We start from the raw sequence: 12923 nt of genomic DNA on the forward strand, positions 1-12923 counted from the left end.
GCCGGGGACTGGCCTGGACCCGCCGTTTCGCTTCCACCCATCACCGGTCACGTCACTTTCTCGAGGAGTCCCGTTCATGTTCCGTCAGTCTTTCGCCGCACTCGCGCTCTCCTGCCTCGCCGCCTCCGCGCTGGCCCAGACCAAGTGGGACTTGCCCACGGCCTACCCGGCCAACAACTACCACACGGAGAACATCGCCCTGTTCGCCAAGGACGTGGAGGCCGCCACCGGCGGCAAGCTCAAGATCACCGTGCATGCGAACGCCTCGCTGTTCAAGGCGCCCGAGATCAAGCGCGCGGTGCAGAGCAGCCAGGCCCAGGCCGGCGAGATCCTCCTGGCCAACTTCGCCAACGAGAACCCGATCTACGCGCTCGATGGCGTGCCCTTCCTGGCCACCACCTACCCCGAGGCGAAGAAGCTCTACGACGCTTCCAAGCCCGCGATGGAGAAGCTGCTCGCCGCGCAAGGCATCAAGGTGCTGTTCGTGGTGCCGTGGGCCCCGCAGGGCATCTACTCGAAGAAGGAAGTCGCCTCGGTGGCCGACCTGCGCGGCATCAAGTGGCGTGCCTACAGCCCGGCCACCGCCAAGATCGCCGAGCTGATCGGCGCGCAGCCGGTGCAGATCCAGCAGGCCGAGCTCAGCGCCGCCATGGCCACCGGCGTGATCGAGAGCTACATGAGTTCGGCCTCCACCGGCTACGACACCAAGACCTACGAGAGCCTGAAGAACTTCTACGACACCAAGGCCTGGATCCCGAAGAACGCGATCCTCGTCAACGCCAAGTCCTTCGACGCGCTCGATGCCGCCACCAAGGCCGCCGTGACCAAGGCCGCGGCCGATGCGGAAGCCCGCGGCTGGAAGGTCGCGGTCGAGAAGAACGACGAGTACAAGCGCCTGCTGGCCGAGCGCGGCATGAAGATCCACCAGCCCTCGGCCAAGCTCGACACCGACATGCGCCAGGTCGGCGGGATCATGCAGGCCGACTGGCTCAAGGCCGCCGGTGCCGATGGCGCCGCGATCGTCGACGCCTACAAGAAGAACTGATCGTGCGCCGCTTCCTCGATCGCCTGTACGACGGTGCAGGCGCGCTCGGTGCGTTCTGCGTGTTCCTGATCTTCGTGCTGATGATCGTGGCCGGCGTGGGCCGGCAGATGAACTGGCACGTGAGCGGGCTCAACGACGTGGTGGCGTGGCTCTGCGCCGCGGCGGCCTTCTTCGCGATGGCCCATGCCTTCCGCCACGGTGACTTCGTGCGCGTCACGCTGCTGCTCGAGGCCGTGCCCGAGAAGATGCGCCGCGCGCTCGACGTCACCTGCCTGCTGATCGCGGCGGTGTCGGTGGCCTACCTCACCTACTGGGCCACCAGCTTCACCTGGGAGAGCTACGAGTTCGCCGAGATGGCCACGGGCCTGGTCGTGATCCCGATCTGGATTCCGCAATCGACCTTCGTGATCGGCTGCTGGCTGCTGCTGATCGCCATGGTCGACGAGCTGGTCGGCGTGCTGCGCGGCCACAAACCCAGCTACCAGCGCGCGGTCGAGGAACGACACGCCGCCGGCGATTTTTCTTCCGAGGTCTGAGCCCGTCATGATCGAAACACTTCTCATCGGCGCGCTGCTGCTCGTCATCATGGTGGTGCTGCTCGCGGGCGGCGTCTGGATCGCGATGACGCTGGCCATCGTCGGCTGGATCGGCCAGGCCTTCTTCACCAACACGCTGCCCGGCAAGAACCTGTTCTCGGCCTTCTGGGAGTCGAACGCCTCCTGGGAACTGGCGGCCTTGCCGCTGTTCATCTGGATGGGCGAGATCCTGTTCCGCACCAAGCTCAGCGAGCAGATGTTCGATGGCCTGCGGCCCTGGCTCGAACAACGTGCCGGGCCGGCTGATGCACACCACCATCCTGGGCTGCGGCGTGTTCGGCTCGGTCTCGGGCTCCTCGGCCGCGACCTGCGCCACCATCGCCAAGGTCGCGCTGCCCGAACTCAAGCGCCGCGGCTACAACGAGAAGCTGGCGATCGGCTCGCTCGCCACGGCCGGCACCCTCGGCATCCTGATCCCGCCCTCGATCACCATGGTGGTCTACGCGGTCGCGGCCGACGTCTCGATCATCCGCATCTTCCTCGCCGGCTTCCTGCCGGGCTTCCTGCTGATGCTGCTGTTCTCGGGCTACATCGGCTGGTGGAGCCTGCGCAATCCCGACAAGGTGCCGCCGGCCGACCCGCCGACCACCTTCATCGAGAAGATCCGGCTCTCGGGCAACCTGATCCCCTGCGCGCTGCTGATCGTGTTCATCGTCTGGGTGCTGGTCGCGGGCTGGGCCACGGCCACCGAATGCGCGGCCTTCGGTGTATTGGGTTCGCTCGCGATCGCGGCCTGGGGGCCGCAGCCTGACCTGGAAGAACTTCAGCGACGGGATCATGGGTGCCACGCGCACCAGCTGCATGATCATGTTCATCCTCGCGGGCGCGGCCTTCCTCACCAAGACCATGGCCTTCACCGGCATCCCGCGCGAACTGGCCGAATGGGTCGACGGCATGCACCTGTCGCCGTATGCGCTGATCAGCGTGCTGGTGCTTGTCTACCTCGTGCTCGGCACCGCGCTCGACGGCATCTCGATGATCGTGCTGACCAGCGCGGTGGTGCTGCCGATGATCCAGAAGGCGGGCTTCGACCTCGTGTGGTTCGGCATCTTCGTCGTGCTGCTGGTCGAGATCGCCGAGGTCACGCCGCCGGTTGGCTTCAACCTATTCGTGCTGCAGAACATGACGGGCAAGGACAGCAACGTGATCGCCAAGGCGGCGATCCCGTTCTTCTTCTGCCTCGTGCTGTGCATCGCGCTGGTCACCTTGTTCCCGAGCATCGTGACGATATTGCCCAACGTCTTCATGGGCGTGGAGCGGTAGCGCCGTCTCACCATGAAGCGGACTCTCACGACCAAGGATGTGTCGACCGCGGCAAACGCCGCTCGGCTGCGTGCTGGCGGCGCCGCGATCACGCGCCGAGGCTTTGCCTTGCTGGCCTGCGCCGGGGCGGCCTTGCCGCAGGCGCGAGCCGCCACGGTCTGGCGGCTCGCGACCGGCTACCCGGCGGAGAATTTCCACACCGTCAATCTCATGACGATGGCCAAGGAAGTCGAACTCGCGGCACAGGGCCGGTTGCGCATCGACGTCTTCCCGAAGAACGCCCTCGTCGCGCTCAACGACATCCGGGCCGCGGTGCAGGCCGGAAAGATCGAGGCCGGCGAGACGATCATGAGCAGCCTCATCGCCGAGATGCCGATCGCCGGCGCGGATTCGGTGCCCTTCATCACCGACAGCTATGCCGATGCGCTGCGGCTCTGGCGCATTCAACGGCCGTTGATCGAGCGTGCCTTCGAGCAGCGCGGCATGCGCGTGCTCCATGCCGTGGCATGGCCTCCGCAGGGCCTGTTGTCGGTGCGGCCGCTCGCCGGCATGAGCGACCTGCGCGGCATGCGGATGCGAACCTACAACGCCACCACCGCGCGCATCGCGACGCTGATGGAGGCCGTGCCGGTCGATGTTCCGGCCACGGAGCTCGACAAGGCGCTGGCCGAAGGGCGCATCGACTGCATGCCGACCTCCGCCGTCACGGCCATGGAAAGCCGCGCATGGCAGTCCATGCACTACTTCTACGAGATCAACGCGTGGTTCCCGAAGAACATCGTGTTCGTGCATGCGAAGGCATGGAGCGCGCTGGATGCCTCGAGCCGGCAGGCGCTGCAGGCCGCCGCAGCATCGGCCGAGACGCGCGGCTGGGCCGCGAGCGAGGCGGCCGCCGCGCGATCGATGAACGAGCTGCGGCGCAACGGCATGAAGATCGAGGCGGCATCGTTTCTCTTCGGCCGCGATCTCAAGCGCCTCGGGGAGCGCTTCTCACGAGAGTGGATCGAGCGCGTGGGCGCGTCGGCCAACGACATCTTCATCCCCTACTTCACCAGGTAGGAATGCGATGCGGGACCCAGGTGCGCTGCGAGTGCGTCCTCAAACGCTCCAGCCCGAATCGTTGATGTGCCGCGCGTACACCGCGAGCACGATGCGTTCGGAATGCACGAGGTAGTCGTTGAGTGCCGCGGCGGCGCGGGCGAATTCGCCGGCCTCCGCGAGCGCGAGGATGTTCTCGTTCATCTCGACATAGGGCGCGTGCAGGAACTCGGCGTCGCGCAGCAGGCCGAAGGCCAGCCGCAGTTCGGCCAGCACCGAGCCGAACAGCAGGTTGAGCCGCTCGCTGTCGGCGAGCTCGACCACGGCCATGTGGAAGGCCATGTTCGCGGTGCCCACGCCGAGCCAGTCGCCGCCGTCGCGGCAGGCCTTCGCGCGATCGACCGCCTCGCGCATCTTCTTCTTCGCGGGATGGCGCGGGTAGGCCTGCGCGAGCGCCTGGCACTCGATCAGGCGGCGCACGCGGTAGATGTCGATGATCGACGCGATGCTCGGGATGACCACGAACACGCCGCGGTTCGGCGCGTGCTTCACGAGGCCGTCCTTGGCGAGCATGCGGAACACCTCGCGCAGCGTGTTGCGCGAGATGCCGAGGCTCTCGCTGAGCGACTGCTCCGACAGGCGCTCGCCGGGCATGAACTCGCCCTGCGTGATCTTCTGCCGCAAGGCTTCGGCCATGCGCTCGCTCAAGGCCTGGGCAGGGGGAGTCAGCGGTTCGGAAGCGGCGGAGGTCATGCGGATGGGGGATGTCGGGGGTGAGGGGTTTTAGCAGATTCCGTTCCTCGCGCCGCGCCGCCCCACGCCCTGGATCAGGGTTTGCCCCTGCGAGTCGGCATGCATATTGCTCAACCGATTGATTGAATTGTTCAACAATCAAATAAACTTCGTTCCAACAAAACGGCCAGATTCGAGTCGATTCCATGTTCTCCATGCGCCCTCCGAAGCCCTCCCTCCCGCGCCCGGCCCGGCGTGCCCTTCTGCCGGGCACCGCAGCGTGAGCGCCGCGCCGGGCCGCCCCAGGCAAGCTCGCACCGCAGTGCGAAGCACGAAGGCCCTCCAATGAGCACGCTCGACCTCAACAGCGACCTGGGCGAGAGCTTCGGCGCCTGGCGCATGGGCGACGACGCGGCGATGTTCGGCATCGTGAGCAGCGCCAACGTGGCCTGCGGCTTCCACGCCGGCGACGCGGCCGGCATCCTCGACACGCTGCGCCATGCCAAGGCCCATGACGTGGCGGTCGGCGCCCATGTGTCCTATCCCGACCTCGCGGGCTTCGGTCGCCGCGCGATGGCGATGGGCAGCGCCGAGCTCATGGCGGACGTGATCTACCAGATCGGCGCGCTGCAGGGCCTGGCCCGCGCCGCGGGCACCTCGGTGCGCTACGTCAAGCCGCACGGCGCGCTCTACAACGCGATAGCGCACGACGAGCGGCAGGCGCGCGACGTGATCGCCGCGATCCGCGCGATCGACGACCGGCTCTGGCTGGTCGGCCTCGCCGGTTCGCCGCTGCTCGACTGGGCGCGCGCGAGCGGGCTGCGCACGGTCTCCGAGGCCTATGCGGACCGCGCCTACCGCGCCGACGGCACGCTGGTGCCGCGCAGCGAGCCGGGCGCGGTCCTGCACGACGCGCGGGCGGTGGCGCAGCGCATGCTGCGGCTGGCCACGCACGGCGAGGTCGAGACCATCGACGGCAGCACGCTGCGCCTGCAGGCCGATTCGGTCTGCGTGCATGGCGACAGCCCCGGCGCGGTGGCGATGGCGCGCGAGGTGCGCGCCGCCTTCGAGCATGCGGGCGTCGCGGTGCGGGCCTTCGCCCGCGAAGAAGACGAGCCGGCGGGAGCGCCACGATGATGCGTTTCCTGCCCGTCAACCTCGACGCGCTGCTGGTCGAGCTCGACGACCTCGCGCAGACGCTCGCGCTGCTGGCCTCGCTGCAGGCCGAGCCGATCGAGGGCATCGAGGAACTGGTGCCGGCCGCGCGCACGATCCTGGTCCGCTTCCGACCCGGCGCGGTCACGCACGAGGCGCTCGCGCGGCGCATCGGCGAGCGCCGCCTCGACGGCACGGTCGAGCGCGCGGGCCGGCGCATCGAGATCCCGGTCGACTACGACGGCGAGGACCTCGACGAGGTCGCGCGGCACCTGGGCCTCACGCGCGAGGAAGTCATCCGCCGCCACACCGGCAGCGACTACACCGTGGCCTTCACCGGCTTCGCGCCGGGCTTCGCCTACCTGAGCGGCGGCGATCCCAGCCTCGACGTGCCGCGCCGCACCACGCCGCGCACCCGCATCCCGGCCGGCGCGGTCGCGCTCGCGGGGCGCTTCAGCGGCGTCTATCCGCAGGCCAGCCCCGGCGGCTGGCAGATCATCGGCGTGACCGCCACGCCGATGTGGGACCTGGCCCGCGCGCAGCCCGCGCTGCTGCAGCCGGGCTATACGGTGCGCTTCATCGATGTCTCGGGGCAAGACGCGCCAGCCATCGCGCCACCGGTTCCAGTCGCGCCGCCATCGGCCACGCACGAAGGGCCGGCGCTCGAGGTCCATGCCACCGGCCTGCAGGCGCTGTTCCAGGACCTGGGCCGCCACGGGCTCGCGGGCCAGGGCGTCTCGGCCTCGGGCGCGATGGACCGCGGCGCGCTGCGCACGGCCAACCGCCTCGTGGGCAATGCCAGCGACGCGGCCTGCATCGAGATCGTCGGCGCGGGTTTCCGCTTCAGCTGCCGCGGCGATGCGGTGCTGGCCTTCGCCGGTGCCGACGTGCCGCTGCAACTGCGCAGCGCCGGCGGCGCGCGCTGGACGGTGCCCGTGGGCGAGGCGATCGCGCTGGCCGATGGCGACAGCCTCACGGTCGGCGAACCGCGCGCGGGCCTGCGCAGCTACCTCGCGGTGCGCGGCGGCTTCGAGCTCGCGCCCGTGCTCGGCAGCGCCGCCACCGACACCCTGGCGCACATCGGCCCGCCTCCGATCGCCGCCGGCGATCGTCTCGTGTTGCGGCCGGTGGCGCGCGGCGCCGTCGTCGGCCTGCCCGACGCGGCGCCGCCCGCGCTGCCGACGCTGCACGAGGAGGTGGTGCTCGACGTGGTGCTGGGCCCGCGCACCGACTGGTTCACGCCCGAGGCGGTCGCGCTGCTCGCGAGCCAGCGCTGGACCGTCACGCCGCAGTCCAACCGCGTCGGCCTGCGGCTCGCGGGCGAGACACCGCTGGCGCGCCTCGACACCGCCGAGCTGCCCAGCGAGGGCACCGCGCTCGGCGCGATCCAGGTGCCGCCGAGCGGCCAGCCCGTGCTGTTCCTCGCCGACCATCCGCTGACCGGCGGCTACCCGGTGATCGGCGCCGTCGCCACCCACCACCTCGATCGCGCCGGCCAGATCCCGGTCGGCGCGCGCCTGCGTTTCAACCCGGTGCGCGCCTTCGACGCGCACTGCCTCCCCGTTCCTTGCTCCGACACGCCATGAAGAAAGTCCTGATCGCCAACCGTGGCGAGATCGCCGTGCGCATCGCGCGCGCCTGCGCCGACTACGGCGTGCGCTCGGTGGCCGTCTATGCCGACGCCGATTTCGACGCGCTGCACACGCGCGTGGCCGACGAGGCCCATGCGCTCGAGGGCACGCGCCCGGCCGACACCTACCTGGCCATCGACAAGCTGCTGGCCGCGGCCGCACGCAGCGGCGCCGACGCGGTGCATCCGGGCTACGGCTTCCTCTCGGAGAGCGCGGCCTTCGCGCGCGCCGTGATCGACGCCGGCCTGTGCTGGATCGGCCCGCCGCCTTCGGCCATCGAGGCACTGGGCGACAAGGTGCAGGCGCGCCGCATCGCGCTCGAGGTCGGCGCGCCGCTGGTGGCCGGCACGCCGGCGCCGGTGCGCGACGCGCGGGAGGTGCTGGCCTTCGCCGAGGCGCACGGCCTGCCGATCGCGATCAAGGCGGCCTTCGGCGGCGGCGGCCGCGGCCTCAAGGTCGCGTGGCGGCTCGACGAGGTGGCCGAGCTCTACGAATCGGCGGTGCGCGAGGCCGTCACTGCCTTCGGCCGCGGCGAGTGCTTCGTCGAGCAGTTCCTCGACCGGCCGCGCCACGTCGAGGCGCAGGTGATCGCCGACACGCACGGCCGCGTGGTGGTGCTCGGCACGCGCGACTGCTCGCTGCAGCGGCGCAACCAGAAGCTGGTGGAGGAGGCGCCCGCGCCCTTCCTGAGCGAGGCGCAGCGCGAGCGCATCCACCGCGCCGCGCACGACATCTGCGCGCGCGCCGGCTATGTCGGCGCCGGCACGGTCGAGTTCCTGCTCGGGCCCACGGGCGCGATCTCCTTCCTCGAGGTCAACACGCGGCTGCAGGTCGAGCATCCGGTGACCGAGGAAACCACCGGCATCGACCTCGTGGTCGAGCAGCTGCGCATCGCCGACGGGCTGCCGCTGTCGATCACCGAGACACCCGTGCCGCGCGGCCATGCCTTCGAGTTCCGCATCAACGCCGAGGACCCCGGCCGCGGCTTCCTGCCCACGCCCGGACCGGTGCGCCTGTTCGAGCCGCCGTCGGGCCCCGGCGTGCGCGTCGACACCGGCGTGGTCTCGGGCTCGAGCGTGCCGGGCAGCTTCGATTCGCTGATGGCCAAGCTGGTCGTCACCGGCGCCACGCGCGCGCAGGCGATGGCACCGCGCGCGCCGCGCGCTGCGCGAGTTCCGCATCGAGGGCGTGGCCTCGGTGCTGCCGTTCCATCGCGCCGTGGTCGAGGCGCCCGACTTCGTGGCCGAGGACGGCTTCAAGGTCCACACGCGCTGGATCGAGACCGACTTCGCGCAGCCGCTGGCCGCGGCCGTGCGCGCCGAGCCCGTGCGCGATGCTGCGCTGCTTCGCACGGCGGTGGAGATCGACGGCCGGCGCGTGACGCTGGGCCTGCCGCCGGCGCTGCTGCGCGGCATCGGCGACGCGCCGGCCGCGCCGTCGTCATCGCCGCAGCCCGAGGAGGCTGCCGACCCCGCCGCCGTGGCCGCGCCCATCACCGGCACGCTTCAGGCGTGGACCGTGGACGAGGGCGCGCCGGTCGCGCAAGGCGACCCGATCGCGGTGATGGAGGCGATGAAGATGGAGGTGCAGGTCGTGGCCCACCGCGCGGGCCGGCTCGCGCGGCTGGCGGCGGGCGCGGCGCCGGTGGTGGCGGGCGCGACCATTGCGCGCATCGGCTGAGCGTTCAAGGGCGGACCATCTTGCAGTCGGTGCCCTGCGCGAGTTCGTTGCCGCTGTAGACCGCGTCGGTGCGGAAGCCGTAGTTCGTGCCTTCCCAGCCCAGCTTCACGGCCTTGCCGTCGACCGGCGCGATGGTGTTGACCACCTGCGGCAGCAGCAGCTGGTGGTCCTCGCCGCGCATGCGCACCGGGCCGACCACCGAGTCGTAGCTCAGGTCCTCGAGCGCGCGCGCCACCTTCACGGTGTCGGTGCTCGCGGCCTTCTCGATCGCGGCCGCGAGCAGGCGCGGCGTCATGTCGATGCGCGGCGCGAGGAAGTCCTTGCCGGTCTTGGCCTTGTAGGCCTTGGCCAGCGCATCGACCTTCGGCGTGCCGGCCTGGCCCGGATGCCATTCGGCGACCCAGGTCAGCTGGCCCAGCTTCGCCTGCGACACCGCCGTGACCGTGCCCGGCACCGAGCCCGCGCTGTGGTTGAAGTAGCGCAGGTCGTGGCCGGCATCGCCCGCGGCCTTGAGCAGCAGCGTCATGTCCTGGCCCCAGTTGCCGGTGATGACCGAGTCGGCGCCGCTCTGCTTGATGTTGGCGATGTAGGGCGAGAAGTCCTTGACCCGGCCGATCGGATGCAGCGCCTCGCCGACGAACTGGATGTCGGGCCGCGCCAGTCCCACGAGCTGGCGTCCGTAGCTGGCCCACTGCTTGCCGTGCGCATAGTCCTGGTTCAGCAGATAGACCTTGCGGATCTCGGGCGTCTTCTTGATGTAGTTGGCCAGCGCTTTCATCTTCATCGCGGTGTTGGCCTCGGTCTGGAAGTGCCAGAAGCTGCAGGCCTTGCCGGTCATCTCGGGATCGATCGACGAGTGGTTGAGCACCAGCAGCTCCTTGCCCGGGTTGCGCTGGTTCCAGCGCGCGACCGCCTGCACCAGCGCCGTCACCACCGAGGAGCCCGAGCCGCCGGTCACGATGGCCTTGGCGCCCTGGTCGATCGCGGCCTGCAGCGCGCTCTGGCTCTCCTGCGCCGAGAGCTTGCTGTCGAACTGCAGCAGCTGCAGCTTCGTGCCGCCGAGCACGCCGCCCTTCGCGTTGATCTCCTCGATCGCGTACTGCGTGTGCATCAGCATCAGCTCGCCGACGTTGGCGAAGGGGCCCGAGAGCGGATCGATGTAGGCGAGCTTGTAGGTCTGCTGGGCCTGCGCGGTGCCGGCGGAACCCGTGGCGATCAGGCAGGCGAGCGCGAGCCGCGCCAGGGGCGCTGGGTGAAACTTCATGGTGTGTCTCCTGGGATGGGGGGTCAGTGGCCGGCGCGCAGCCCGATCACGCGGCTCGCGAGCTTCGTGAGCTCGGCCACCACTTCGTCGGGCGAGAGCCGTCCGCCCGGGCGGTACCAGCTGTAGAGGAAGCCCGGCAGGCTGCAGGCCGCGAGCGCGGTGATCTTGGTCTCGTCGAAATCGAGGTCGCCGTCGCGCCGCGCCTGTTCGAGCAGCGGGCACAGCAGGTCGTAGAAGTGGTGCGCGAGCTTCTTCTGCGCGGCCAGGTACTCGGGCCGGTAGACCTGCGGTTCGCGGTAGGGGAAGAAGGCGGCCGGATGGTGCGCCACGGTGGCGCGGATCAGCCGCTCGATGCCCTCGAGCACCTTCTCGCTCGCGCGGCGCGGATCGTCGGCCGCGAAGTCGAGCGCGGTGAAGCAGTCGACCGCGGGGCGCCAGGAGAGGGTCTCGAAGATCTCCTGCTTGTCGCGGAAGTAGTAGTAGACGAAGGGCTTCGTGACACCGAGCGCGCGCACGATCTGCGCCATGGTGGTGTTGGCGTAGCCCTGCGCCGCGAACAGTTGCGTGGCGGCCTGCAGGATGCGCTCGCGCTGCAGGTCGGTGCCCTGCGTGGCGGCGCGCTGGCGGCCGGTGCCCTGCGGCAGGTCGGGGCGCGCCGTGAGGGCCCTGGCCTCCGTCGCATGCGCCTCGTGCATGCCCTGCATGCCTGGCACGCGTGGGGGATCGTCCTGCTCCGCGCGCGCCTTGCGCCCAGAGGGTTTGTGCCGTGTCGCGGAAGTTATACCCATGGGTAGGATTGTTCGTGCACCATCCGGCGATGGCAAGCGCCCGCCAGGCGCGAGCGGCTATCGATAACCCTGAGAAAGTGACGCCATGGAGACAACCGACGAACCCTTGCTGCGCGCGCTCCCGCCGCGCGCGCAACAGCCGCTGCACGACTACCTGCGCGCCCATGCGCGCGAGCGCGGCGAGCATCCGGCCTGCCACTGGTACGGCCATGCGATGAGCTGGCATGAGCTCGACCGCGCGAGCGATGCCTTCGCCGCGCGGCTGCAGGCCCTGGGCGTGCGCAAGGGCGAACCGGTGGTGCTGTTCCTCAACAACTGCCCGCAGTACCTGGTGGCGCACTTCGGCATCCAGAAGATCGGCGCCATCGTCTGCCCCAGCGGCCCGCTCAACAAGGAGCACGAGCTCGCCTACCAGGTCAACGACCTGAAGGCGCGCGTGATCGTCGCGGCCGCGCCGCTGCTGCCGGTGGTCGAGAAGGTGAAGCCCGGGAGCGCGCTCGAACACGTGTTCGTCGTGCACTACGCCGATTTGCTGCCCGAGACGCCCGCGCTCGACCTGCCGGCCGAACTCGTGGCCGAGCGCAACGCCGAACGCACGGTGCCCGCGGGCTGCGAGGACTTCCTCGCCGTCATGAACGCCGATGCGCGGCCGCAGCCGGTGGCCATCGACATGGACGACGTCGCGCTCATGACCTACACCTCGGGCACCACCGGCCTGCCCAAGGGCGCGATGCTCAGCTACGGCAATGCGCTGTTCAAGACCCGCGCCGCGGCCGACTGCAACGGGGTCGGGCCCGACGATGTGCTGCTGTCGATCGCGCCGCTCTATCACATCGCCGGCATGCTGATGGGCGTGAACGTGCCGGTGCTCACGGGCGCGGCCTCGGTGCTGCTGCACCGCTTCGATCCGCGCGCGGCGCTGCAGGCCATCGCGCGCCACGAGGTGAGCTGGTGGTACAGCATCGCGCCGATGAACGTGGCCTGCATGCAGCTGCCCGACATCGCGGGCTTCGATCTCGCGAGCCTGCGCATGAACCCGGTCACCAGCTTCGGCATCGCCTTCACCGAGCCGCTGGCCGCGCAGTGGCGTTCGCATGCGCCGAACTGCACCTCCTTCGAGGCCGCCTACGGCCTGAGCGAAACCCACACCTGCGACACCTACACGCCGCGCCATGCGCCGCGGTGGGGCACGCAGGGCGTGGCGGTGCCGGGCGTCACGATCCGCATCGTCGACACGGAAACGCAGGCCGACCTGCCCACCGGCGAGGTCGGCGAGATCGTGCTGGCCAGCCCGGGCTCCTTCAAGGGCTACTGGAACAAGCCCGAGGCCACGGCCGCCACGCTGCGCGACGGCTGGGTGCACACGGGCGACATGGGCAAGCTCGATGCCGAGGGCTACCTGACCTTCATCGGCCGCTTCAAGGAGATGATCAAGGTCTCGGGCTACAGCGTGTTCCCCGAGGAGGTCGAGACCATCCTCATCAAGCATCCGGCGGTGGCGCAGGCCGCGGTGATCGCCCAGCCCGATCCCGAGAAGGGCGAGGTGGTCAAGGCCTTCGTGGTGCGCAAGCCCGGTGCCGAGGTCGCGGCCGAGGCGCTGATCGCCTGGTCGCGCGAGAACATGGCGAGCTACAAGGCGCCGCGCTCCGTGAGCTTCATCGATGCATTGCCCACCACCGGCGCCGGCAAGGTGCTGCGCCGGCTGCTCGAAGACAAGAACTGAAAGACCCC

9 protein-coding genes and 2 pseudogenes are annotated in these 12923 nt (G+C 70.0%); 8 read left to right on the plus strand and 3 right to left on the minus strand.

Annotated elements, in window-relative coordinates; all coding sequences use genetic code 11:
- The first annotated feature begins 76 nt into the window (after positions 1-76).
- The 4 genes and pseudogenes from ACHMXE_RS14370 (at position 77) to ACHMXE_RS14385 (ending at position 3963) form a co-directional block, all read left to right on the plus strand.
- Positions 77-1045, plus strand: coding sequence for a TRAP transporter substrate-binding protein (locus ACHMXE_RS14370; protein ID WP_203203084.1), 969 nt, complete (start codon positions 77-79; stop codon positions 1043-1045).
- Positions 1046-1047: 2 nt separating this feature from the next.
- The gene (locus ACHMXE_RS14375; protein ID WP_203203083.1) at positions 1048-1581 is read left to right on the plus strand and encodes a TRAP transporter small permease; all 534 of its coding nucleotides are present in this window, start codon (positions 1048-1050) and stop codon (positions 1579-1581) included.
- A 7-nt stretch (positions 1582-1588) separates the two neighbouring features.
- Positions 1589-2904 (plus strand): annotated as a pseudogene (locus ACHMXE_RS14380) (TRAP transporter large permease).
- Between the two features lie 12 nt (positions 2905-2916).
- Positions 2917-3963 (plus strand): TRAP transporter substrate-binding protein, encoded by a 1047-nt coding sequence (locus ACHMXE_RS14385; RefSeq protein ID WP_395349852.1) that lies wholly within the window; start codon positions 2917-2919, stop codon positions 3961-3963.
- A gap of 39 nt (positions 3964-4002) precedes the next feature.
- Here the strand turns inward: ACHMXE_RS14385 and ACHMXE_RS14390 are convergent, their stop codons facing one another.
- Positions 4003-4695 (minus strand): GntR family transcriptional regulator, encoded by a 693-nt coding sequence (locus ACHMXE_RS14390; RefSeq protein ID WP_203203080.1) that lies wholly within the window; start codon positions 4693-4695, stop codon positions 4003-4005.
- Positions 4696-5019: 324 nt separating this feature from the next.
- On the opposite strand from ACHMXE_RS14390, the gene ACHMXE_RS14395 reads away from it, so the two are divergent.
- The 3 genes and pseudogenes from ACHMXE_RS14395 (at position 5020) to ACHMXE_RS14405 (ending at position 9140) form a co-directional block, all read left to right on the plus strand.
- Positions 5020-5811 carry a LamB/YcsF family protein gene (locus ACHMXE_RS14395; protein ID WP_395349856.1) on the plus strand — a complete coding sequence of 264 codons (792 nt, stop codon included), beginning with the start codon at positions 5020-5022 and terminating at the stop codon, positions 5809-5811.
- Positions 5811-7415, plus strand: coding sequence for a 5-oxoprolinase/urea amidolyase family protein (locus tag ACHMXE_RS14400; RefSeq protein ID WP_395353084.1), 1605 nt, complete (start codon positions 5811-5813; stop codon positions 7413-7415). Before ACHMXE_RS14395 ends, ACHMXE_RS14400 begins: the two co-directional genes overlap by 1 nt.
- A pseudogene (locus tag ACHMXE_RS14405) lies at positions 7412-9140 on the plus strand (biotin carboxylase N-terminal domain-containing protein). Before ACHMXE_RS14400 ends, ACHMXE_RS14405 begins: the two are co-directional and overlap by 4 nt.
- A gap of 4 nt (positions 9141-9144) precedes the next feature.
- Here ACHMXE_RS14405 and ACHMXE_RS14410 read toward each other — a convergent pair.
- Both ACHMXE_RS14410 and ACHMXE_RS14415 read right to left on the minus strand, forming a co-directional pair.
- On the minus strand, positions 9145-10404 hold the full coding sequence (locus ACHMXE_RS14410; RefSeq protein WP_395349857.1) for a branched-chain amino acid ABC transporter substrate-binding protein: 1260 nt from the start codon (positions 10402-10404) through the stop codon (positions 9145-9147).
- Between the two features lie 23 nt (positions 10405-10427).
- Positions 10428-11099: a TetR/AcrR family transcriptional regulator gene (locus ACHMXE_RS14415; protein WP_395353086.1), complete on the minus strand. Its 672-nt coding sequence runs from the start codon at positions 11097-11099 to the stop codon at positions 10428-10430.
- A 178-nt stretch (positions 11100-11277) separates the two neighbouring features.
- Here ACHMXE_RS14415 and ACHMXE_RS14420 point away from each other — a divergent pair, with 178 nt between their 5' ends.
- A complete protein-coding gene (locus ACHMXE_RS14420) occupies positions 11278-12915 on the plus strand; it encodes an AMP-binding protein (protein WP_395349859.1) in 1638 nt (545 codons plus the stop codon).
- Positions 12916-12923: the final 8 nt, after the last annotated feature.

Origin of the sequence: Variovorax sp. UC122_21 (genome assembly GCF_044056785.1) — a bacterium.
In the GTDB taxonomy this organism is placed as follows: Bacteria; Pseudomonadota; Gammaproteobacteria; order Burkholderiales; family Burkholderiaceae_C; genus Variovorax.

Bases quoted from the DNA above. Each gene is read 5' to 3' on its own strand.
- ACHMXE_RS14370 (WP_203203084.1), top strand. From the start codon at position 77: ATGTTCCGTCAGTCTTTCGCCGCACTCGCGCTCTCCTGCCTCGCCGCC.
- ACHMXE_RS14415 (WP_395353086.1), bottom strand. From the start codon at position 11,099: ATGCACGAGGCGCATGCGACGGAGGCCAGGGCCCTCACGGCGCGCCCC.
- ACHMXE_RS14400 (WP_395353084.1), top strand. From the start codon at position 5,811: ATGCGTTTCCTGCCCGTCAACCTCGACGCGCTGCTGGTCGAGCTCGAC.
- ACHMXE_RS14390 (WP_203203080.1), bottom strand. From the start codon at position 4,695: ATGACCTCCGCCGCTTCCGAACCGCTGACTCCCCCTGCCCAGGCCTTG.
- ACHMXE_RS14420 (WP_395349859.1), top strand. From the start codon at position 11,278: ATGGAGACAACCGACGAACCCTTGCTGCGCGCGCTCCCGCCGCGCGCG.
- ACHMXE_RS14385 (WP_395349852.1), top strand. From the start codon at position 2,917: ATGAAGCGGACTCTCACGACCAAGGATGTGTCGACCGCGGCAAACGCC.
- ACHMXE_RS14410 (WP_395349857.1), bottom strand. From the start codon at position 10,404: ATGAAGTTTCACCCAGCGCCCCTGGCGCGGCTCGCGCTCGCCTGCCTG.
- ACHMXE_RS14395 (WP_395349856.1), top strand. From the start codon at position 5,020: ATGAGCACGCTCGACCTCAACAGCGACCTGGGCGAGAGCTTCGGCGCC.